The organism is Natronomonas aquatica, from assembly GCF_024449025.1.
GTDB classification, from domain to species: Archaea; Halobacteriota; Halobacteria; order Halobacteriales; family Haloarculaceae; genus Natronomonas; species Natronomonas aquatica.
The window spans coordinates 142,180-164,312 of the sequence record NZ_JAHLKM010000005.1 but is presented as its reverse complement, the minus strand read 5'-3'; the positions used below and the strand labels follow the sequence as shown (position 1 = coordinate 164,312).

Genomic DNA, 22,133 nt, shown 5'->3' with positions numbered 1-22,133 from the left:
ATTCCTCTTATTGATTCTACAGAGATACCATATCTACCAGATAACGGTACCCCTATATTGAAAGATGAGCCTTAGAGGTGGTACTGATCTCGATTTTTCATGAAGAATTCTCGATTTTCCGTGTCAAGGTCTTCAAACCGAAGGACTGTGTCACAGTCGAGGCCAGGACATCTCATCACGCGACGGCGTTCAAGCTCGTTGGCCGCGACAACGGTACCACAGGTCGGACAGGCGTGGGTGATGATGCGCATGATTAGAGTTTGAGCTGTGAGTTCTCGCCGATGACCAGCCGTTTGCCCTCCGGAAGAAGATCCTCAGCGGTGTCGATCGTCGCGCCCTCCCCGATCAGGCTATCGACGATCTTGACGTTGGTCCGGATCGTCGCCTCACCGACGACAACGGTGTTTTCGATGTGGGCGTTTTCGATCGTTGATCCGTCGCCAATCGAAGTGTATGGGCCGAGGTAGGTATCGGCGGTGATTCGAACATCTTCACCGATGCTGACGGGACCTCGAATGACAGCACCAGCTTCGAGTGTCGCACCTTCAGCGACATCGACGTTCCCCGTAATCTCTGTACCGTCTTCGACTGTCCCGTCAACGGCTCCTGTGGTGTCTTCAAGAACGAGTCGGTTCGCATCGAGAACATCCTCTGGCTTTCCCGTGTCCTTCCACCAGCCCTCAACAACGGCGGAGTCGATCGAGTGGCCATCGTCAAGCAGCGACTGGATCGCGTCAGTAATCTCAAGTTCACCACGCCAAGACGGCTCAAGCGCCTCGATCGCATCGAAAATTGTCGGAGAAAAAACGTAAATGCCGATAAGTGCGAGATCACTCGGTGGGTCATCGGGTTTCTCGACGAGTGCTCTGACAGTACCTTCCGTATCAACATCGGCAACACCGAATTGCTGGGGATCCTCAACATGCTGAAGAGCAATTCCTGCACTGTGATTTCCGGCTTGGAAGCTCTCGACAAGCTCTGTAATTCCACCCTCAAGGATATTATCCCCGAGATACATCACGAAATTCTCCCCATCTATGAACTCTTCAGCACAGCCAGCAGCATGGGCGAGTCCCAACGGATTTCCTTGGATAATATAGGTGATTTCAAGGCCATAATCTGATCCATCACCGAGATATTCTTGGATCGCCTCACGACCGAGGTTTCCGAGGACGATACCTATTTCAGTTACTCCAGCCTCTTTGAGATCTTCGATTGCATACTCAATCACTGGTCTATTCGCAACAGGAACAAGTTGTTTGGGACCTGTGTGAGTTATCGGTCGAAGTCGAGAGCCCGTCCCACCGGCGAGAATGAGACCTTTCATTGGTGGGGTTCAGCCTCCCAATCAAATGGAATCTTGTCAGTATCGTGTGGAAGGCGTTCCTCATCGGGGTTCTCGTAGTCGTAGGGCTTCGTCGGGAAGTTGATGAGCATCGCCTGCTCGTCGCCGATTACTTTGAAGCCGTGCCAACAATCCCCCGGAATGCGGATAGCTTTCTGGTTGTGCTCTCCGATGATGAAGGTATTTACTTCACCTTTCGTAGGGGACTCGTCTCTATCGTCGTAGATGCCGACCTTGATTCGGCCTTGGGGACAGACGAAGTGATCTATTTGTCCTTCGACGTGTTTGTGCCAGGCACGGATGATACCCGGATACGAAAGCGAGTAATAGGACATCTCGGGGGCGGGATCGTACAGGTCCCAGTCGTCACGGAATATCTCGACGAGGTGCCCGCGTTCATCCGCGTTGACTTGGAGATCGCGGCACTCAACGCCGTTGATGTTGCTCATCTTGATTGGAAGTGTTTAGGGAGCACAATAGATGTTTTGAGTCTCGTCGTGGTGAGACAACCAGAGACCGACGCGTATAAACGGCGACGAGGCAAGGATTCATATAATGAGCGAGGGCGAAGAGATCGACCGGCGTGCGCAACTCCGGGCGTTAATTCGGGTTGCGAAATACAAGCCAGTGTTGGCCGTCGCGATCGTCGTCTGCGGGGTGTTCGCTGCGTTGCTTGAGGGGGTTGGACTGGGATTTCTCCTGCCGATTGTCGAGATCGTCCAGGCGAACGACCCGGCGGCGGAGGCCGACGGAGTCATGATCAGTACCTCACAAAGCATCGCCGGTTAGCCCGACCTGAGCCATCTGTTCTGCTGTGATGAGTCGTCGATTACGGTTGAGCAACGCTGATCGAATGCAGAGCTGTCGCTGTCGGCGGCGGTCAGCCGCCGACGCGACAGCGTAGCCACTGACGAGGCGGCGTTCCCGGTCGGTGACTACCGGTCGAACCGGTCGTCAGGTGGCCGGTTCGCGGGGACGGCCCGACGCACCGCGAGGGCCGTCCACGCGGCCCGGCGAACCATATTGACGAACTCCTTGTACGGCCACCACCAGAGGCGACGCCCGCCTCGGCGAGGCGTCGCCACGTATTCGTAGTGCAGATACCGCCAGGCGTTCTGCAACAGCAGACTCACCACGACGTACAGAAGTCTCACCGTCGCGTCTCGCGTCGTTGTCGTCGCTATCGCTTGCTCGGACAAGCGATAGCTCGATTCGATACCGAAGCGTTTGCTGTAGTGGTATCGCGCATCGCGTGGAGTCTCGATAAACGGCGCGTCAGCGGCGTAGCCGTGACGCGCCACTCCATGTTCATCGTACCGTCCATTCAGGTACGTACAGTCGATGTAGACGGGAAACTCGACGGTCCAGCTGTGACCGTCGAGTTTCCCTGTCAGGTCATGTTGGATGACGCGACTCCACCCTTCCACGAGTTCCTGCTGAATCGCCTCACCCCATCGGATGATCGGCATCACGTAGGCGTAGTTGTGCGCTTGGAGTAGCGTGAGGCACTTGCTGTCGTAGAATCCACGGTCGAGGTAGACGGCCTTGACTCCGGTGTCAAGGCCGTCGAGCAGTCCAAGAAACTCAGCGAGGACGGTACTGGCGGTGTCGCCGTCTTCGAGACGGCGACACCGCCAGCGTGTGCCGTTTGTTCTTCACACGCGCGTAGAGTGTCGCGTAAGCGTGGAATGCGGTGGTTCCACGCTTGGCCTCGGAGTGATAGAGACCGTCCGTGTCGTCTTCATCACCGTAGTAGGGCCGCAGGTGGAGGTCTGCGCAGACCTCCACCTGCTCGGGAAGTAGTTCGATGACATCCCGCCGAAGGAGCGTGTTAGCGACTCGTTCGAGCCGTTCCGGCTCGAACTTCGTCCGCAGATGGTAGAGGATCGTGTTCGCAGGCGGTGAGTCCTCACTGGAACTACAGAGCGTAGAGACCGAGGTCCTCAGCTTCGATTTCAGCATTATCGCCGAGGTCAAGATCGATTTCATCGCTGAGCGTGTTGACGAGAAAGTTAAGGAGTTGGTCTTCGTGGATTTCATTGTCTGCTTGCTTGGTCTTGAACACACCATCAGCAAGCAGACGTTCTAACTAACCGGCTTTGTGAGGTACTGATGATGGCCTTCGTGACTCTGTATCTGTTCTTGGGAATCCCGTTTACGTTGGGATTCGTAATCGCCGGCGTGAGTGCCGTACTCGCCGTGCGATGGACGACGACATTTTTGGTGCGGTGGATGAAGGAGATGCTCGTGATCGATTACACGCGGGAGATTCAAAAGCAGGCGTTCGATAACGCGCTGGATGCTCGTCGGCCGTGGTGGATCGCCGGACGTAGCTTGATTTCACGGTTCTAGAGATTGCTTGATGTTGTGAACGACACACATCAGAACAAGTTCACGAAATTCACCGTACCAAGTTCGCGCACGGCGTCGCCGAGCGTGCGCTTGATCGTCGAGAAGGCGGTCTCACACATCGCTCGTTGACGGTATTGAGGCCCATCGATCCGCGCATTGTGCGCGTGATCGATGGGCCGGAACTCCCGATGTTTGATTAGCGGTCTGACGCCTTTATCCCGGAGTTTTTCGCGTAACTCCATCCAGTCGTAGCCCTTGTCGGCGGCGAAGCTGGCAATCTCGCCTGCGTTGCGTCGGGCGAGTTGCCAGCCGAGCTGTGTGTCGTGGCGTTTCTCCGTCGTACAATGAACGTCAAGGATCGCTTGAGTGTCTGTATCGACGAGCGCAGTTGTTTTGAGCGTTTGAACGCGATAATTCGTCCGACGGCAGTAGTGTTTGCTCGCATTTTCGCGGTCAAAGAACGTTGCGTCGATGGCGGCGTGACCACTTGGCTCGTGCAACTGCGCCGAAAGGCGCAGCAGCACTCGCCAGAGGGCTGTCTTGATTCTGTCAAACCACTTGACTAACGTCGAGTGATCCGGGAGATCGGCCGGTTTGATGCCGATCTCCCCGAGAATATGTGGCATCTCGCTCAGCAGATCTAACGCTTCTCGGTAGGATTTCTCCAAGTAAACCCGCAGACAGTGCAGCGACACCACCGCATAGTCGGCGAAGCCGCCGCCCCCTGAGTGGTATGCGTAAAGACTGAATACAGCGCCGAAACAAGAGAGCCTCAGTGAACGAATTGAGGTGTTTCACTCGGAACCGGGGGTCTGCATTACACTTCGCTGAATATTCAATTGTTTCAGTGATCACTCTGGGGGCGGCGACTTCGTCTCGGCCACCAACAGCATTTTTAGCTAACCGTACCGCTTTCTTTGTGAAGCGGGAAATTTTCGACATAGAGTATCGGCGATTTCCCGCTTCATACCACTAGTTCTAACGGTCGAATCCGACGCTGTCTAGTGATTCACCAGAGCCGTCGAGATGTATACGTCGTCGATCTGTGGCTCGGCTTCGAGCGTTTCGAAGATCGTTCCGATAACGGTTCGTTCGCCGATCGGCAACAGCATCTTCGGGCGATTTTTTGTGATCGGCCACAGACGTGTCGCGTAGCCGCCGGCCAAGACAATTGCATGCATACTGCCGTTGTCACTTGTAAGCGGAATATTCTTTTCGCAGTAGTATCCCGTTCAATGAGGGGTATTGGCAGTAGAACTCAGTGGATACCAGCAGCATCAATATACGCCTCGACGTATTCGTAGAGATCAGGTGGCAGATGTTCGAATACAGCGATCTCGTCGTGTTGAGCCTCCGACTCAAAATCTGTCTGCTCAGTCCAAACGTGGAAGCCATGGGCGACATAGTGTTTTGCACAGCCGACCTCCGACGTTTCGTAGAAGTGTTCGAATGCGCCTAGCTCTACGCGGATCTGGACATCAACATTGAGTTCTTCACTATAGTATCGATTAGAAATAGTTGCTCACTTTTGGGATAGAGAGTTGGTCAAGAGCGGTATCGATCGCGGTTGTCAGCTCGCCGAGTGAGTCAAAGAAACGGTTGCTTAGGGATGCTTGGAGCTGTCTCCAGCATTCCTCGACAGGGTTTAGCTCCGGCGAGTATGACGGTAACGTCACAAAATCAAGGCCGTCACGGTCCGCGAGGTCCGTGACGGCCGACTGGAAATACGACGCTCCGTCGAGGACGACGAGCAGGTCTTCCTCAAATTCTTCGCATAACGCTAAAATGAAATGTTTCGCGTGTTCGGCCGTGACGTACTCGGTGAATCGGGAGAAGAAGCGATCACCATTCTCGGTGATCGCGCCGAGTAAACACGTCCAGTCGCGTTGTCCAGAGAGTTCGACGGAGGGCCGCGTGCCGCGCGGAAACCACGCGGCCCGCGGCTCAACTTGGACGGATTTCTTGGTCTGGTCGATACAGACTACGGTGGCGTCCATCTCCCGCCGCTTTTTTTGAGTTCGTCGTGGAACGCTTCTTGTTCGTCTTTATCCGATTCAGCGGCTGTACGGCGGGGTTTTTGATAGCTCAATCCCGCTTCTTTCAACAGCCGCCGACAGCTCGGGATTGAGTAGTCTACGTTGAAGGCGTCAGCGAGAAATTCTTGGGCGAGCGCCGGCGTCCACGCCGGCGCGTCGATCCCAACCTCCTCGGGAGAATCGTGGACAGCGTCTTCGAACTTTTTTTGCTGTATTTCTGAGAGTTTGCGTTTTCTTCCAGTTCGCTTAGCATCAGTAACAGCCTGCTCAAGCGACTCGTCGGTGTCGAGTCGCTTGAGCCAACTGTAGATCGTTCGCCGACCGGTATCGTGCCACTTGGCTAACTCGGTCTGCGAGACTTCGTTCTTGTACGCGATCGCCGCTAACAGTCGTTCTGTCGGCTTCTTCTCGTCCACGTTGTCGAGAGCCTCTTGGAGTTCTTCGAGAGAGATCTCGTCGAGGTGGTCCATTATGCACTGCCACGATCTCCGGGCGGAAAGTTCTAACGGATACTATAGCGATCCGATGGGCCGCTTTGTTCAGTCGTTCGTTCTTTTTGATGCGGCCTCCCGGGACGAACCATTCTTCTCTCGCGGGCTCATTTGCCCGTTGGCCAAGCACGATGCCCTCGGGGCACTCGACGATGAGATCGACCGAGACGATTGGGACGTGCTGGACAATCGTCTCCCACTTCTCGTCCGGAATCCACTCACTCATCGCCGTGTATATCATCGCGGTTGTCCTCGTACCACTCTATCGTCGCTTGAAGCCCCTCACGGAACGCTGTCGAGGCTTCCCAGTCGAACCGTTCTTTCGCTCGGGTGGTGTCGAGTTTCCGACGAGGCTGGCCGTCCGGTTTCGAGGTATCCCACTCGATGTCGCCTTCGAAGCCGGTTTGGTCGGCGATGATGTTGATCAGTTTGCGAATCGAGATCTCTTCGCCACTGCCGAGGTTCACCGGATCTGAAGCATTGTACCGCTCTGTAGCGTCGAGGATTCCCTCGGCGGCATCTTTGACGTAGAGGAACTCCCGTGTTGGTTCGCCGGTTCCCCACGCCGTGATCGCGTCGTTGCCGCGTTCGCGCGCCTCGATGCACTTGCGGATGATCGCGGGAATGACGTGAGATGTTTCGAGATCGAAATCGTCACGCGGCCCGTAGAGATTCACCGGCAGCAAGTAGATACTGTTGAAGTTCCACTGCTTGCGGTAGGCTTTTGACTGCGTCAGGAGGGCTTTCTTGGCGATGCCATAGGGGGCGTTTGTCTCTTCGGGATAGCCGCCGAAGAGGTTCTGTTCTTTGAATGGAACCGGCGTATGCTTTGGATAGGCACAGATCGTCCCGAGGATAGTAAACTTCTCGACGCCGTATTGGCGGGCCTGTTCGATAAGCTGGATTCCCATCACCGCATTGTCGTAAAAGTATCGGCCTGGGTTCTCGCGGTTCGCTCCGATACCGCCGACCGTTGCGGCAAGATGGATGACCGTATCCGCGCTGGAATCCTCGAACGCACGTTTGATATCCGCTTTTTTTCGAAGGTCGTACTCATTGCTTCGTGGAACGAAGATTTCGACATCGTCAGAGCGGGATTCGAGGTCTTCGACGAGATGTTTGCCGAGGAAGCCAGAACCGCCGGTAACCATCACCGTGCGGTCATCCCAGAATTCGTGGGAGTTCGTTGTGGTCATCGCCAATCAACTCGTCCGTACCAGCTATCTGGGTTGTTTGCGTACCAATTGATCGTGCGGCGGATGCCTTCTCGCCACGAAACCTCGGGTTCCCAGCCGGTCTCTTCGTTGATTTTCTCATATCCGACGAGTAGCTCCTCAACGTCGCTGTCGCCAGGGCGGAACCGATCCTCGTCTTGGATGATCTCAGGAGCATCCCAGTAGTCGTATTCAGTACCGACCTCAAGAATAGTGTCCGCCCACTCCTGCATCGAGATGTTCTCGCCGTAGCCGTAGACGTACTGCTCACCCGGCGTGCCTTCCAAGGCGACGTGGAGATGGCCGCGGACGCCATCGCTCACGTAACACATATCTCGTTTCGGAGTGAGATTGCCGAGTTCGACGATGTCGCGTTCCAAGGCTTGCGTGATGATCGTGCCCGTGATGTAGCGTGGATTCTGTCTGGGGCCGTAATTATTAAACATCCGAGTGGTGACGGTCGGCAACCCGTAGGCGTCGTGGTAGTTCATTGTCAGGAAGTCGGCGGCGAGTTTCGAGGTGGCGTAGACGCTCGTGGGGTTGACCGGCGAGCGTTCGCTGAGAAGCACGCGGCCGTCCTCTTCGAACTCGTGTTTCTCCAGCATCTCCTCTTTGACGTTGCCGTACTCTTCGCTCGTACCAGCAGTGTCGAACTTCGCGATTTCGAGATCCAGATCGACGACTGATTGGAGAAGATTCAGCGTTCCGTTGATGTTCGTATCGACGGTTTCGTACGGTCGCTCCCATGATTCGCCGACGTGGGCCTGGGCCGCCAGATGAAAGATGAGGGAATCAGCGTGGCCCTCAAGTGCGCTAAGCGCTTTATCAACAGAGTGTTTGTCACGAAGGTCACCTCGGTGGATACTTATCTTGTCGGTTTGGTAACGGATGTTATTCAGTTCGCCGCTTGACGTCGCTCGGACGAATACATGGACGTCTGCGTCAAGCTTGACGAGCCGGTCGACGAGGTGTGAGCCGATGAAGCCGTCGGCACCAGTGACAAAGACTGATCGGTTTGAGAGTCCTGAATCGAGGTTCATCTGATTACGAAATGGGTACTAAGAGTAATTTATTGTTTTCATGTTTGTGGGCGACAAAGGTGAGTCGCTTGTCTCGTCGAATCTCTTCGGGAGACTCACCAGAAGATATTCTAGTACCACTTCAGCCCTGAACTACTATAGTAGTGGCTAGAAATAATTGCTCACCTTTGGAATAGAGAGTTGGTCGAGGGCTGTATCAATTGCTGTCGTAAGTTCGTCGAGCGAGTCAAAGAAGCGGTTGCTGAGAGCCACTTGAAGCTGTCTCCAGCATTCCTCGACGGGATTTAGCTCCGGTGAATACGACGGTAACGTCACGAAGGCGAGGTCGTCATAGGCCGCTAGGTCCGTGACGGCCGACGCCCGAAAATACGGCGCTCCATCGAGGACAACAATCAAGTCCTCTTCAAATTCGTTACATAGTGCTAAAATGAAATGTTTTGCGTGGTCTGCAGTGACGTATTCGGTAAATCGGGAAAAGAAGCGATCATCTGTCTTGGGCTGGACTGCGACAACGTCCACCGATTTGACGAACGCCCAGCCGATATCCAAGAACACTACTAGGCGAATCGCGACACCTATCGGGTGGACTGAACAAGTCCTCGAAGATCCGCTTCGACGGTCGGATGAGAACGGCTCAGAATCGATCCGATCCATTCTACAGATAGACACGAATTTCTCGGCCGACCGGCAGCCCGACCGAGATCTGCCATCGAACCTTCCTCAAGTAGTTCCATTGATACGGTCGTGCGTTAGCTTTTACCGGTGATCATGGACAGAGATTGTTCCAGATATTCGGTTCAGACACTGTAGAGAGTCCTCGTTGAATCTGTTGTTTTAGCGCCGAAAGACCTGGAATGAGACGATGCTTGAACCACTCGTTGAGCCGATCCCAGCGTCCTTCGACCGGGTTGAGTTCCGGCAATTTCGACGGAAAGTACCAGACATCAAGATGCTCCTCATTTCCTTCGTTTCCGTGCTCATCACTGACATGCTCCCAGCGATCTCTGTTGTAGAAGTACCCAGCACGGTCAAGAAACACAACCAGCTCTTCCCCAAATTTCTCTTGGAGCGCACCAAGCAGCCAAATGCCTTGTTTTGACGTGAGATTCTCTTCGGTCCAGCAGTAGAAGCTGTCACCGTCGTCGGTGACAGCGCCCAGTACTGTCACCTTATACCACGAATTCGATGTTTCTATCGTCGGATTTGACCCAATCCGGTACCAGCCACGGCGTTGAACGGTACCGACACGCTTGGTAAACTGATCGACGACAACAACAGTTTTCTCGCTCAGCTCGGGTCGTTTTTTAAGCTGTCTGCTGAAATTCGGCCTCTTCCTCTGGGTCAGCTTCGTGATTACGCGGCCGTGCTGTCCGGCAGGACAGCCCGGCCTTCCCCATTAGCTTCCGTCGATGACCCTTGCTGTATTCAACGCCGTACTTCTCTTTGACGTGGTGTAACAGGAGTTTTGTTGACCAAGCTTGTTTCTCGTAGCCGCGTTCAGTCGGGGGTTCTTGCAGATGCTCAAACAGTTTTTTTGCGCTGATCACCTTCGAGCTTCGACAGGCGTCCGGGTAGGGGTTGATTGTACGGAGCCTGCTCGATCGGTTCATTCTCGAACCGATCGAGCCAATTTCGAATCGTCTTTTCGACAACACCATGACGTTCAGCGAGTGTACTGATCTCATCACCTTGCTTCCGGCCAATCGCCGCGAGAACACGTTCTCGCGGGATCTCTCCCTCTGTTTGCTCGCGTAGTTCATGTAGATCCTCTATAGTGAAATCATCCAGTCGACCCATTACAATAGAATACGGCTGCACTGGCAAATGCTTTCGCACGACCGTATGAGTGGCCCGTAATCTCCGCCAGTTTCATACCAAACTCGTACGGCGTAATGCAGTCTTGTGCTGCGACGTGTACTGTGTCTCCCTCTGTTCTTTAGCAAGTTCGAGAATCGTTTCAGCTGCCGAGCCAGCTCGCGTCGGCGTTATATACTAACCGACCAAAAGCGGCGTTGTCTCGTCGTCTTCAAGCCGTTCAAGAACCCACGCTCGAAAGCCTTCGGGATCTCCCTGTAATTTCGTCCGTAGACGAAAGACAGCCAGATGATTCACGGGGACGAATGCGCATCTTTGACTGCGCGTTCGCCCTAAAGTTTGGACTCCTCATAAGCTTGTATCGGATTGGGCGTATCGTCTAATTCGCATCGATCCAATTTCTCGCCATCGAAGACGTAATCCGTCGATATTTGGATAAATCCAACACCCTGTTCGTCTGCAATCCGCGCCATTTCCTTCGGGGCCGCTTCATTAACCACGTTTTCAGGATCTCAAATCCTACCAACCACTAGACTACTGACAATACCGTTTGGTCATAGTATCGATTGATGAGACAGCTATAAGTTCAATAGAGATCCGGACCAGTCGATTTGGCAACCAATGTGACGACTTGAAACCTCTCGCAGACGGGCTCAGAACTATGATGACTTTTGAGCAGGTGTCGGCGGGTGATGACGACGCCCCCGCACTCACGGGGGCGATCGTCTATCATGCTGGAGAAGTCTGTGAATCAGTAGATCACCTCTGGCGTGTTCTTGGAGATGTATCGATTCCAGTTGACGGGCTTACCGACCGCTGCCAGCAACACAAGGTCGCAAACGGGACTGAATCGATGGCCAGAGTGTATCTCTATCAGAAGATCTACGACCTCGCCCAGAGCGAGGTCGCAGATCGCCTTGAAAACCGACCATCACTCCTGAAGACACTTGATTTGGAGAAGGCACTGTCACAACAATCACTCTCGTACGCGTGGAAGCAGTTCAGCGAACAGACAAAACGGACGCTTACTGCCGCAGCTACGGGGATCGCACAAGAAGCCGTTGATCGTGGCGTCGTGTTGGAAGCACGGATTCCGATCATTCCTGATGAGGACGATATCGAAAAAAACGACGGTGATGAACCGACCGTGACACGCGAGTGCGTTCGAAAGCAGGGAAACAAGATCGTCGAACTCGCCCGAAGGCACGCCTTCGGCGAATTCAACTCTCACAGAGCCGATAACAGAGTCTACGAGGACGAACAGATCCTCGATCTGTTCGCCTCGGCATGCCTCACTCAGGGAAGCGCCCATTCCGAGGGCGAAGCTGGATGGTTTCTTGACGAGAACGATGCCTGTGATGACTCTACGTTCCTCCGGATGATTAAGCAGTTTGCAATGCCGGCTGATCAGGAAGTCTCTGTTCCGCTCCAGGACCAACAGATCGAGGATATCATTGCGTTCACCGAGGTATTCCGTGAGAATCTCATGGATGCGTTCGATACAGCGACCGAAAATATCCTCCAAACGATCCGCTACGAAGATCCATTCGACGACCGCCACGTCGTGGCGGCCGTCGATTTCACTCACGTCCCCTACCACGTCTGGCCGTGGATCGACAAGGACGACCAGATCCCAAAGTCGACGTACCCGCCCATGGTAAGCGGGTACGTCGACGACGGTGAGTTGAAACACGGCTACACGTTTGCGACGATCACGATCGTTGGAGGACGACGTTACAATCATTCTTGGGATCGAGGGTGTCAAGGAACACTCAGACTGGGAACCAGTCGAGGCACCAGCTGACTCGAAAGCAGACGCGGTTGGGCGTCTGCTTTCGAGAGCCCAGCAGTACGTCGATCTGGACGAAGTGCTGTTGGATCGTGGCTTCTACGCCAGAAACGTCCGTGCAGAGATCGACGGTCGTGGACTGTTGTACACGGTGCCAGTGCCGAAATACGAATCAGATTACGAGGCGATCAAGCAAATCAAGAGCAAAGACGGGGTAGACGCTGCTGTCAATCATGACGTCCCCCGTCGGGATAGACGGGGACGTTGATCATACTGCAGAATATCTGTACGTTCCAGCCACCAGTGACGACGCTGAAGGCAGATACGCCGTATTCGTGACCGCGATCACGTCGATCCCGACGAGATCGCTCGCGTGACGAACAGCTACAGCCGTCGCTGGGACATCGAAAACCAGTACAAGTCGGTGAAAGCGTACCTTCCGAAGACCTCCTCGCCCGACTACCGAGTGCGGTTGTTCAACCTGTCTCTTACTTACATCTTTCGAATGAACACGACACTTTCCAATGGCCGTGTCAGCTACGCTACGGCGGATCTTGAGATCACTCGGGCAATCAATGAACTACGCGGGAGGGTCAAATTACGGTAAAATAGGGTTATATTACCGTAAAACCGTTGTGTGCCTCAGTTGCGGAAATGTACGTTAACTAGTAATCCTATCGCTTTCTTGCGGTTTTCCGAGGAAATTATTAGTCTCGCAGAGCTAACGCCGAGACTTGTGGGTAAGAGACAGGTTGTTCAACTTCACGTTCGCAGCGTTACTGTACAATCTATGGAGACTCACCGACTTTCTGGTGAAAGTCGGCATAGAACGAGAAATCAGGTCACCGCCAGTCGTGACCGCCAATACGTTCGTCCGGGCGGTCGGCAACTCTCTCCGGAAAGTCGGGTGAAAAGCTGACCCTCTACTCGTTGCTCGCCTGCGGCAAGCCGCAGGACTCGCGGCCTGAGCACGATATCGGTCGTTTTCCCATTCCCTCACTGTCACTCCCCGGCAGCCAGTAACCGATGCATCATATCCCCGAGAGAACATCTCAAACTCCGTCTGATTCGACCGCTATTCGTTTGTAAACGCTCTACATCCCGAAAACGTGGCTCATTAACACGCTGTGCCGTTTCGGGCGCTTTCTCACACGTATCGACATCTGTCATCGCTGCACAGTTGATTACGACATCGGGCGTATACCTCGAAAGTAGCTCCTCAAATCGTTGCGAGTCGGTAATATTGAGCTGCTCGCAGGTCACCTCGATAGCCGGCTCATGTGTGGTAGGTGCCAATAACTGAAAACCCCGCAGTGCTCGCCGTCCACACTATTTTGTCACCGAGTAACCCGCCGCCCCGGTCACCAGTAACTGCATACCCGAATATTTGGGGTTAGTCCATTTTGAGTATTCTTAAGATAAGCCTGATATTTTGTGTTTGAATTTTAGAATTCTAGGATAAAGTAATATCCAGTAAATATATTCATTTGGGGTTAGGTTCGCACGAAAAATCCACTCCGGTGTTAATTCCGATAAAGACGTTTTATCGTAATTTGACCATCCGCTATGGGTATATTTTATATCTTCAAACTCGTGTATCTTGTCGCTTTCCATAAACATCTTAGTTGCAAGTGTGTGTATGGGCGCGTCTCCCCACCTATATTTATAAATGCCACCGCTCTGATCAATTGCTCTTAAATAATCTTGAACATTATCACGAAACCAAAAAGAGGTCTTTGTAATAAAAAAATTGTTATAATATATCTCATCATTTAATTCATCCATACCACAGTTTATATCAATACCATTTTGTTCCACATAATCTTTAGTGAACTGCGGTAATGTTTCATTCGTTAACGTATGGCTTTCACGCCTTCTTAATGGATGTCCGTATTCATATCCCATATCAGAAGTGCGTTTGAAAATGTCGTAATCTACTCTTGACTCTATCCAGGAATCGTCGTCTAATCTAAGTATATACTCGTAGTCGGATACATAATCCCACAGATTAATCGACATAAATCTACACATATGTTTATAACCAATTCTCCAATCACTTACCCAATTATTTGGATTTGTCCACGGTGGGATAGTAAATTCATTTTCTATATATATGAAACGCACATTTTCACAGTCGTGTTTAATAGTATCTTTTATACTAGTCCTTATTGGTTTGTCGTGGAACAATAAAATATCATAATCAGAACTCATTTCTAGATTTTTATGTAATAATTTGTTTCGTCTTAGCAAATAGGCGTATTCTTGCAGGCTTGAATTAGAACGGATGAGACCGATGATGGCTGCTTCCATATCTACGTTCATTTGGGCCTTGATGATAAAACCCCAATAAGCCGCTGAATTTTTGATCATATTTAAAAGCTTGTAACCAGGTGTAACAGGGGTTAATACTGTCGCCAATATTTTTGACGGCGGCTTTAATTATGGCTTCTCAAAACTGACGATACCAAGATTGCGAGGCCAACCTCGATCCATAGCGCTGACCCAAGACTCGGAACACGACTTCAAGCTATCAAACATATAGCGAAAAGCTTTATAAGACCCGATTAGAATGACTTATTAATCAATCATGGTTTTACCATATTCATTGGAACAAATTTGGCGGGGGTTGAGTAATCCCTCTAAGGCGAAATACGAACTCTCTGAGCAAATCGACCAAATCCAGTACGCAGCGATTAATGCACACAAGAGATGGTCTCAGCGGAATATACATTCTTCATATGGTCTTGTTCTTAATTGGGGTCATCATCAACTTGATCATTGGGTTGCAGCATGTACGCCTTATTTTGTTAAAAAATTTATAGAAAAATTTGAACCTGTAATTATTACCTCTCAGCAAATGTATGAACGTCGATGTAATGATCTAGAATATATATTTTCTTTTGGAATTCGAAATAAAAAAGGGCCATCCATAAATTACAGTAAAAATAATAATCAAACTATTATAGCCTTTCTAAGTGATCCACATATCCAGCCAAGCTATATCCAAAATTACATACGGGATAATGAAATTGATTATGTAGCTACTCCGTTGTATAATCCATCACTATACCATTTGCCGGATCTCTGTGAGAGTAGGTTGGTTCATTTTCCTTGGCCTATCCCAGATGAACATATTGTGCAGCCCGAAGAAATTGAGTATCGCGGTGGAACCAACGTTCATATTTCTGGTGCGGGTGGATCTGAAAAATATGAACTCCGCGACTGGTGTCGTCAACAGCCAGGTGTCACAGAACACATCAACTCAGGAACGCAGAACAAAATTATGACCAATGATGAATACTACCATTGGTTGCGTAATTTTGATGCAGCTATTGCCGCAGGTTCGCTACAAGACCAATACCAATATGTCGTGCCAAAATACTACGAGATCGCGGCAGCTGGAAGTCTTTTATTCGCTCAATACTGTGAGGATTTCGAGCGGCTTGATTTTGATGATTCAAACTGCGTTATCTTTCGTACAAAAGAAGAGTTTAAAGAAAAATTAGACGCGTATCTTGATGATCCAAAAGCATATATTGGCCGTCGTAAGCGTGGTGCCGACCTTATCGCATCGAAATATACAATCTCGGATCGACTCAATGATATTGAGGCACTTTTTCAGGGTAAATACTGAAGTGGATCTGTGAGAGGCAGACGGGGATGCTTTGTGCGTCGTGTTTAGTTAAGCGAATTCCACCAAACGACAAAGCTCAGTACCTCAGAAAGCATCGCCAGTTAACCTAACCTGAATGACCTGTTTTGTCGTAGTGAGTCGTCGGTGGCGGTTAACCAACGCTGACCGAAGCCGGAGCTGTCGCTGTCGGCGGCTAAGCGCCGCCGACAGCGACAGCGTTGCCACTTGCGAAGACGCACGCTCGGTCGCGTGCCACGCGGACGCGCCGGATAGCTCCAGTCTGTGGGGTTGTTCGAAGTGGTCTCCGATTTTCCGGTAGGAAAGGCAGTGGTCGTACCTAGAGAACGCCGTCTGTGCGATGACGTTCACCCCGAACTGCTCCTCATAGGGACAGTCGGGGTGTGAAGCGACAGTCTCGGACCCACAAGAGGTGACACTGGTAGTGATGGCGGTTGTACTGTGTCACTTCGGGTGGCTGTGGATTAGGAAGTTCCTCGACGAGTCAGGGGCTGACGCCCGCCGACTCGTCAAACTGTTCGCCACACTCTGGACAGCAGCCACAGGTGACCTCGATTTCTTCGTCTGGTTCAGGTGCAGGCCGCCATGTAGGGTCGTGCCTAGGTTTTCCACCAAGCGTGCCGCCGTCAGTACGCGCCTGTCCGTCATCCTCGTCTTCATCAGTCGAGGACGACTCCTCTTGATCTGATTGTTCCTTGCTCGGTGGCGTATGTGGTCCCTCATGCCATCGGACCTTAGCTCTGAAGCGCTTGTTCTCTTTTCGGGGTTGCTGGTTCTCCTGCTCAAGTTCATCAATACGATCTTCGAGTGCAGTTATCCGCTCAAGCAGTTGCTCTACCTTCTCATCAGTGACCATTACAACTCCCCTCAGCCAGTGCAGACAACACAGGACAGTATCTAGCAGGGAGACCGTCCCTCAGAGAACACCCTGTCGTCTGCATTGCTCTACTGTTAGGTCAGGAGCAACCTACGAGAGAGTGCCGAAATCCTTCTGGGAGTAAACACGCACGAAAAAAGTATTAATGTATAGAATAATATGATGCTCCACGGCAAATGAGTTCCTTACGTCGTCTTTATGAATCCTTGCCAAACGAAGCCCAATATGTAGCCAAGAAGGGTTATAATTTGACGAAAGAGACTGAACGCAGTACTATTATGTATCTACTCGATACAAATGTAATATCTACATTAGATAGGTCCGATCTCAAATCGCACCCAGAAATTGAGTATTATGCTCACGACAAACCTGAACAGCATACATTTGTAGCACCAACGGTACCTGGAAAAGACGACATAATTCAGGAAGCGATACGACGGGATAGATGGCGAGATGACCTCACAACATTAGATGACAAGAAAGATCCCAAGTACAGTGTTGAATGTCATGAACCGTTTGTAGCTGAACTGCCAAACATAACAATTTTCGGACCGCACGCATTGGCAAGAACCCCAAACAGAGAACTACCCCTCGAGGTAAAGGCGAATCTTAGAGACAGGGGTGGAAGTTTTGCTGCTATGTTTCGATCTACATTACGTTGGTTTGGAAGAGTAAACACTATGAAGAGTATTATTGATCCCGGCCCATCTGATCAAAACTTTGAGGTCGCTGCAAGTATTCTAACCGGGCGAAAAAATACGACACCAGCGTACGGCCATTGGCTTGTTGAGATCTTGCCCCGCATCCGCAGAATTAAACATTACCAGAGGCAGACAGGCAAGAACCCAATAATCCTCGTAAATCCAAATATTACTGATTGGCAGATAGAAACGTTAGAATTAGTTGGAGTTGATACTAGCAATTTGATAAAATGGGAAGGGGGTCAAGCATCAGTTGATCGCTATGTACTCCCTATGTGGGCAAAAACCAAATGGTGTACCAGCGATATTGATTGGATTAGAGAACAAATTGCGAACGGTGTAGATTACGAAAAACATTTAGATCGGTTCTCTTCGCGGATTTATTTATCTCGGGCGAATATGGATCGTCGGCAGGTTACTAATAGAGAACAACTGGTAGATACAATTTCAGATTACGGCTTCGAAAGTTATAGCCCGGAGTCGATGAAGTTTGCTGAGCAAGTGGCATTATTCAAACAAGCAAATATCATAATTGGACCGACAGGAAGTAGCTTCACCAATATTATTTTTTCGGCTGATGCTAATATTATTGAACTATTTCAACCAGAAAATTTTATTACTTGGCAATTTGAACTTTCACAAGTTCTTGATCACGAGTATCATGCATTATTTGGAGACGGCGTTGATGAAAACGACAACACAATAAACCCACATCATCAAGACTTCTGCATTTCCCCCGATCAGGTCACAGATCTACTTGAAAAAATTATTTAATTTTCAATTTATTTCTCTTTTTCTAATTAAACACATCTGCGTTGGCACTCAGGCTTGCTTAGCGTAGCTTCAGGCTTGTACTTGCTAGTGCAGCTTCAATCGTGATTTGCTGGATATAGCTGGCGGAGTTTGATGCGAGCGTCATTGGCGGTAAACTGCCAATCAATCTCGGATTCGTCCTCGTTTCGGGTGCGTTCCCACGCAGCGACCTCCGTACGGAGTGTCGCTGCGTCAGGAATACGCCGGTCGAGACACTCCGTCCACAGGGCGCTGAACTCGATTTCCGCCATGTTCAGCCAACTGCCGTGTTCTGGCGTGAAGTGAAATTCGAGCTTCCTGAGCAACCGACGAGCTTCTGCTGGCGGGAGATGTTCGTAGAAGGCGTACCGTTGATGCGTATTCAGATTATCCATCACCACCCGGATGCAGTCCGCATCCGGGTAGTGATCATCCACCAGCGACTGCATCTGAGCGACGAATTCCTGTTTGCGCCGTCGCTCGGTTACCTCAACGTGCCGCCAGCCAGTCAACGGTTCGCTTACCACGAAGAGATTGCGTGTGCCATTCCGTTCGTAGGTGTAGTCGTACCGAGCGACCGCTCCCGGGCGGCCGGGAGCGGGTCGCGGACTTCCTTGTGCAGTTCCTTGTTAGACTCGTCAAAATAGACGACTGGACGCGTTTCGTCGTAGGGTTCGTGGTAGAGGGCGAGAACGTCCTCCATGTAGTAGACGAAGTCACCGTCCTGCTCGGGCGGTATCTCCCAATAACTGGAGAGATGAGGTTTCAGGGCGTTTTTTTAGACGCTGTCGGACGGCTTCGTGGGAGATCGACTTGAAGTCGATCTCGTCGAGGGCAACAAGTTCGTCGGCAAGAAGGTGGAGCGTCCAGCATGAGTTGCCTTCTGGCGGTTCGTTGCAGGCGAGTTTGATGAGGCGTGCTTCGGCTAATCCATCGAATTTGCGGTCGTATTCACGGTCGGGCTTGCGGCGATGAATCGCCGCGAGCCCTCGGTCAGTGTAGTCTTTGCGCGTGTTGTGGGCGGTTTGTGGGTGACAGCCGACGTGCTCACTGACGTTCCATCAGTGAGCACGTCATCAGCTTTCAGAAGGATGCGTGCGCGTGTATTAGGATCGAGAAGTCCGTTCACCAGTAGAAATGAACGATTCGAGCGTCTTCCGGTCTTCGTCGCTGAGATTGACGATGTACTTCTTTGCTCCCATTCCTGTAGATACGCGCCCAGAGAAGATAACACTATACGTTCACGGTTGAAGCTACACTTAGTTGCATGATTTTCATAGAGTCATTCTATGACAGGCTCTGGTTTGTGTGAACTCCGCTGCTATCGGGATCTTTGCACCAGTTGAGACGGTCGTACAGCCGAAGCCGTAGTAGTACTCCTCAGTTGTTGGATCATAATTCCACGAGGCAGCATCGTTGCGTTGGATCGCATCAACGTGGGTCGAATCGATGGAGTATGTGGAGTCGAGCACGCCGCGGACGGCGGCATGCTTGACGAGTCTCCCGAAGATATCGTCGATAACGTGTTCAAGATCGGTGAGAAAGCGATCAATCGTGTCTCTAGATGGCGGTTTGTTGAGTCCGCAGTAGTACCAGACGAGGCCGTGCTGGAGCTCTCGTGTAACCGTACGCGTACCGTAGACATCCTCGTAGTAGCAGTGGAGAAAGCCGCGAAAGAGATCTGGTGGTTTGTGAACTCGTGTTCGCCCCCGCTTCGAGGGGGCGAACACGTCGTACTCTAGCAGAAACTCGAACTCAAGATGTTCGAACAGCGGCACCGTTCGGTAGCCGCGACATTCAAGAAATCGTCTACCCAAGCTACATCTTGCAGGGTTGCGCTTGTGTTGGACACGCTTCGCGCACCCTGCCGCTTCGTACGTGACGTTTTCTATGACAGGCTTGTTTACTACAAATTCCGACATTCAAACTTCGCTCTGACTTGCATTCAGTGCTGAGCTGATATTCTATATGCAGCAAGGAAATTCAGTCAATATCAGTTACAATATCAACTCAGATAATCCGGAAGCTTAATTATTAATATCCTTCCCTATATAATATACACGAGGAACTCAATGGTGGACAATCTTAACCCTCTGTTTAATCGGGTTCGGAAGGTCAATAGAAATCTTAATTCTCTAATATTTTCTTGGAACCATGACTACGGCACAAATATTTTTTCAAAAGATTGGGATAACTTGATCATACTTGATTCCTGTAGATATGATACATTAAAAAGTATAACAAATAAAAATAAGTCGAGTTCAATCATTTCTAGAGGATCCAGTAGCTATGAATTTGTCAAAAATAATTTTGAGAAACAACTGCATGATACCATATATATAACGACTAACCCGCATATAGAAAAAATCGAAAAAAATGAGTTTTTCATTATTAAGAAGATATATGATGAATATGAGGATTCATTCAACATAAATGAAAGGCGAACTATGCTTGACAATTTACGAAAAGAAAGTCAGAGAATGGTACATGAAAATCCAAATAAAAAACTAATAATCCATTCGATGATTCCACATGCACCATATATTAGTTCAGAAGCTGAAAATTTAAGGAAAAAACTTTCTGAAGAGAAAAATATTACATTTGTAAATTCTAAAGGCGGTAGGGGCGCTAATACACAGGAAAAAGCAAAAAATAAAACTAATCCAAATAAATTCTATTCTTTGTTGGGGGCCGCAAAAAATGGATACATATCAGATAATAGATTATATGAGATATATAAACAAGAGGTGAAGACAGGTTTCAATTGGGGGGAGAAACTTGCAAATGAACTGGATGGTAAATCTATCATAACTGCTGACCATGGGGAATTATTGGGGGAACGTTTGTTACCCCTTTTAGCTAAGGAATATGGTCATCATTGTAATATCTATTGTGAAGAATTGAGAAAAGTTCCGTGGGTAGTCTATCCGAGTGATAATAGGAGAAATATAATCGCTTCAGAACCAGTTGACACGCAACATACCCAAACCAATATCGAGGAAAATCTCAAAGCATTGGGATATAAAAATTAGATGACTATGTCATCCAGTTCAAAACTCCCGAACTGTAATCTGTGGAAGTACGTGATTTTCCTTCCCTCACCAGCAGTGGCTCGGACCTCCTACAACTTGGAGCAATTATCCTTTGAAAGAACCGGCACTGTCTAGTTAAGCTAGCTTGAGGAACGAGCCGTTGAGTTAGTTTGGGATGATGCTCGCAGACCTGCTCAGCGAGTGTTTTGCGGCGGATTTAGAAGAAACTTGGGAGCGTGAGCGGACGGCGACGCCCGTTAGGGCGTTCGCCGTCCGGCTCCACGCGACCGGATGTTCGCTCAGAGAAACAACTTCGATTCTCGCTGAATTAGGCGTAGAACGTTCTCACGGGGCGGTTTGGAATTGGGTACATCGAATCGCTGATAGCGTTCCGGACCCGCCGACGGTGAAGCCGTCGCGGGTCGCGGTCGACGAAACCGCTATCAAAATCAATGGTGAGTGGTCTTGGTTGTACGCTGCAATAGACATCGAGACGAAGTTGATCCTCGACGTACAATTGTTTGGACGACATGGCACCGATCCGGCGGCTGCGTTTCTGCATGGACTCCGCGAGATACACGATCTCTCTGACACCATATTTCTCGTTGATGGCTATGGATATCAGACTGCCCTTGCTCGATTAAGACTGAGCGGTCGGCTCGACTACGTCGACCGAAACCTCATCGAAAAGTGGTTTCATACACTCAAAATGCGTGTCGACCGCTTCCATAATTCATGGGTGGGCAGTCGGTCAAGCGCACGTGAATGGTTTGAACAGTTTGCGCATTACTACAACCGCCAACGACCGCATCAATCGCTTGATGGAAGAACGCCAGCTGACGAGGTGCTAAACTAGACAGTGCCAAAGAACCAGTATTGACTGCGAATTCAATCTTCAGTAAAACGGATTGAACTGTTGAAGAAATTGTCCGGCTTGTCCCCAGATAGTCGGACATCAGATTATGCGAGCGACTACTGGGTTTGAGTTATAAACAGT

The 22,133-nt window shown here is 50.5% G+C and carries 22 protein-coding genes and 7 pseudogenes; 8 read left to right on the top strand and 21 right to left on the bottom strand.

Annotation, left to right across the window (positions count from 1 at the left end; translation table 11 throughout):
• Positions 1-71: 71 nt before the first annotated feature.
• The 3 genes from KM295_RS17025 to KM295_RS06635 are packed head-to-tail and all read right to left on the bottom strand — an operon-like array spanning position 72 to position 1,794.
• Positions 72-251, bottom strand: a complete 180-nt coding sequence (locus KM295_RS17025) for a hypothetical protein (RefSeq protein ID WP_418904757.1) — start codon at positions 249-251, stop codon at positions 72-74.
• A 2-nt stretch (positions 252-253) separates the two neighbouring features.
• Entirely contained in the window at positions 254-1,327 is a 1,074-nt protein-coding gene (locus KM295_RS06640) for a glucose-1-phosphate thymidylyltransferase (RefSeq protein WP_256029162.1), read from the bottom strand.
• Positions 1,324-1,794, bottom strand: coding sequence for a dTDP-4-dehydrorhamnose 3,5-epimerase family protein (locus KM295_RS06635; protein WP_256029161.1), 471 nt, complete (start codon positions 1,792-1,794; stop codon positions 1,324-1,326). Before KM295_RS06635 ends, KM295_RS06640 begins: the two co-directional genes overlap by 4 nt.
• 106 nt (positions 1,795-1,900) lie before the next feature.
• On the opposite strand from KM295_RS06635, the gene KM295_RS06630 reads away from it, so the two are divergent.
• On the top strand, positions 1,901-2,134 hold the full coding sequence (locus KM295_RS06630; RefSeq protein WP_256029160.1) for a hypothetical protein: 234 nt from the start codon (positions 1,901-1,903) through the stop codon (positions 2,132-2,134).
• A 146-nt stretch (positions 2,135-2,280) separates the two neighbouring features.
• Here KM295_RS06630 and KM295_RS06625 read toward each other — a convergent pair.
• A pseudogene (locus KM295_RS06625) lies at positions 2,281-3,410 on the bottom strand (ISH3 family transposase).
• A gap of 47 nt (positions 3,411-3,457) precedes the next feature.
• On the opposite strand from KM295_RS06625, the gene KM295_RS06620 reads away from it, so the two are divergent.
• Positions 3,458-3,697: a hypothetical protein gene (locus KM295_RS06620; RefSeq protein WP_256029159.1), complete on the top strand. Its 240-nt coding sequence runs from the start codon at positions 3,458-3,460 to the stop codon at positions 3,695-3,697.
• Here KM295_RS06620 and KM295_RS06615 read toward each other — a convergent pair.
• The 10 genes and pseudogenes from KM295_RS06615 to KM295_RS17015 form a co-directional block, all read right to left on the bottom strand.
• Positions 3,686-4,425: pseudogene (locus KM295_RS06615) on the bottom strand (IS5 family transposase); the annotation flags it as partial. The gene KM295_RS06620 and the pseudogene KM295_RS06615 sit on opposite strands and share 12 nt — an antisense overlap.
• 291 nt (positions 4,426-4,716) lie before the next feature.
• A pseudogene (locus KM295_RS06605) lies at positions 4,717-4,878 on the bottom strand (sugar phosphate nucleotidyltransferase); the annotation flags it as partial.
• Positions 4,879-5,205: 327 nt separating this feature from the next.
• A protein-coding gene (locus KM295_RS06600; RefSeq protein WP_256029158.1) for an IS630 family transposase occupies positions 5,206-6,203 on the bottom strand; the annotation gives its coding sequence in 2 pieces (ribosomal slippage) (positions 5,206-5,711 and positions 5,711-6,203; 999 coding nt in all).
• A 239-nt stretch (positions 6,204-6,442) separates the two neighbouring features.
• Complete coding sequence (locus KM295_RS06595) at positions 6,443-7,420, bottom strand: GDP-L-fucose synthase family protein (RefSeq protein ID WP_256029157.1); 978 nt, start codon at positions 7,418-7,420, stop codon at positions 6,443-6,445.
• Positions 7,417-8,478: a GDP-mannose 4,6-dehydratase gene (locus KM295_RS06590; RefSeq protein ID WP_256029156.1), complete on the bottom strand. Its 1,062-nt coding sequence runs from the start codon at positions 8,476-8,478 to the stop codon at positions 7,417-7,419. The genes KM295_RS06595 and KM295_RS06590 overlap by 4 nt, the downstream gene beginning before the upstream one ends.
• A gap of 147 nt (positions 8,479-8,625) precedes the next feature.
• Positions 8,626-9,132, bottom strand: coding sequence for a transposase (locus tag KM295_RS06585; protein WP_256029155.1), 507 nt, complete (start codon positions 9,130-9,132; stop codon positions 8,626-8,628).
• Between the two features lie 112 nt (positions 9,133-9,244).
• Positions 9,245-9,769, bottom strand: coding sequence for a transposase (locus KM295_RS06580; RefSeq protein WP_256029173.1), 525 nt, complete (start codon positions 9,767-9,769; stop codon positions 9,245-9,247).
• A 13-nt stretch (positions 9,770-9,782) separates the two neighbouring features.
• Positions 9,783-10,088 (bottom strand): winged helix-turn-helix domain-containing protein, encoded by a 306-nt coding sequence (locus KM295_RS06575; RefSeq protein WP_256029154.1) that lies wholly within the window; start codon positions 10,086-10,088, stop codon positions 9,783-9,785.
• Entirely contained in the window at positions 10,000-10,275 is a 276-nt protein-coding gene (locus KM295_RS06570; RefSeq protein WP_256029153.1) for a helix-turn-helix domain-containing protein, read from the bottom strand. The genes KM295_RS06575 and KM295_RS06570 overlap by 89 nt, the downstream gene beginning before the upstream one ends.
• A 350-nt stretch (positions 10,276-10,625) precedes the next feature.
• Entirely contained in the window at positions 10,626-10,793 is a 168-nt protein-coding gene (locus KM295_RS17015; RefSeq protein WP_418904756.1) for a sugar nucleotide-binding protein, read from the bottom strand.
• Between the two features lie 161 nt (positions 10,794-10,954).
• Here KM295_RS17015 and KM295_RS06565 point away from each other — a divergent pair, with 161 nt between their 5' ends.
• Together KM295_RS06565 and KM295_RS17195 are read left to right on the top strand one after the other, a co-directional pair.
• Entirely contained in the window at positions 10,955-12,097 is a 1,143-nt protein-coding gene (locus KM295_RS06565) for a hypothetical protein (protein ID WP_256029152.1), read from the top strand.
• Positions 12,015-12,350 (top strand): hypothetical protein, encoded by a 336-nt coding sequence (locus tag KM295_RS17195; protein WP_256029151.1) that lies wholly within the window; start codon positions 12,015-12,017, stop codon positions 12,348-12,350. Before KM295_RS06565 ends, KM295_RS17195 begins: the two co-directional genes overlap by 83 nt.
• Positions 12,351-13,084: 734 nt before the next feature.
• Here the strand turns inward: KM295_RS17195 and KM295_RS17010 are convergent.
• On the bottom strand, positions 13,085-13,345 hold the full coding sequence (locus KM295_RS17010; RefSeq protein WP_418904760.1) for a sugar nucleotide-binding protein: 261 nt from the start codon (positions 13,343-13,345) through the stop codon (positions 13,085-13,087).
• 150 nt (positions 13,346-13,495) lie between these two features.
• Positions 13,496-14,392: a glycosyltransferase family 15 protein gene (locus tag KM295_RS06555; protein WP_256029150.1), complete on the bottom strand. Its 897-nt coding sequence runs from the start codon at positions 14,390-14,392 to the stop codon at positions 13,496-13,498.
• Positions 14,393-14,687: 295 nt separating this feature from the next.
• Here KM295_RS06555 and KM295_RS06550 point away from each other — a divergent pair, with 295 nt between their 5' ends.
• A complete protein-coding gene (locus KM295_RS06550; protein ID WP_256029149.1) occupies positions 14,688-15,716 on the top strand; it encodes a glycosyltransferase in 1,029 nt (342 codons plus the stop codon).
• 231 nt (positions 15,717-15,947) lie between these two features.
• Here KM295_RS06550 and KM295_RS06545 read toward each other — a convergent pair.
• A pseudogene (locus KM295_RS06545) lies at positions 15,948-16,590 on the bottom strand (coiled-coil domain-containing protein); the annotation flags it as partial.
• A 197-nt stretch (positions 16,591-16,787) separates the two neighbouring features.
• Between KM295_RS06545 and KM295_RS06540 the strand changes: the two are divergent.
• Positions 16,788-18,086, top strand: a complete 1,299-nt coding sequence (locus KM295_RS06540) for a glycosyltransferase family 61 protein (RefSeq protein ID WP_256029148.1) — start codon at positions 16,788-16,790, stop codon at positions 18,084-18,086.
• A gap of 95 nt (positions 18,087-18,181) precedes the next feature.
• Here the strand turns inward: KM295_RS06540 and KM295_RS06535 are convergent.
• The 4 genes and pseudogenes from KM295_RS06535 to KM295_RS06525 form a co-directional block, all read right to left on the bottom strand.
• Positions 18,182-18,655, bottom strand: a pseudogene (locus KM295_RS06535) (transposase); the annotation flags it as partial.
• On the bottom strand, positions 18,625-18,807 hold the full coding sequence (locus tag KM295_RS06530) for a hypothetical protein (protein ID WP_256029147.1): 183 nt from the start codon (positions 18,805-18,807) through the stop codon (positions 18,625-18,627). The gene KM295_RS06530 and the pseudogene KM295_RS06535, both read right to left, overlap by 31 nt.
• Before the next feature lie 13 nt (positions 18,808-18,820).
• A pseudogene (locus KM295_RS17005) lies at positions 18,821-19,117 on the bottom strand (helix-turn-helix domain-containing protein); the annotation flags it as partial.
• A gap of 267 nt (positions 19,118-19,384) precedes the next feature.
• Positions 19,385-19,956: pseudogene (locus KM295_RS06525) on the bottom strand (IS5/IS1182 family transposase); the annotation flags it as partial.
• A gap of 220 nt (positions 19,957-20,176) precedes the next feature.
• Here KM295_RS06525 and KM295_RS06520 point away from each other — a divergent pair.
• Together KM295_RS06520 and KM295_RS06515 are read left to right on the top strand one after the other, a co-directional pair.
• Complete coding sequence (locus KM295_RS06520; protein ID WP_256029146.1) at positions 20,177-21,136, top strand: hypothetical protein; 960 nt, start codon at positions 20,177-20,179, stop codon at positions 21,134-21,136.
• Between the two features lie 175 nt (positions 21,137-21,311).
• Positions 21,312-21,992: an IS6 family transposase gene (locus KM295_RS06515; RefSeq protein WP_256029145.1), complete on the top strand. Its 681-nt coding sequence runs from the start codon at positions 21,312-21,314 to the stop codon at positions 21,990-21,992.
• Positions 21,993-22,133 lie beyond the last annotated feature (141 nt).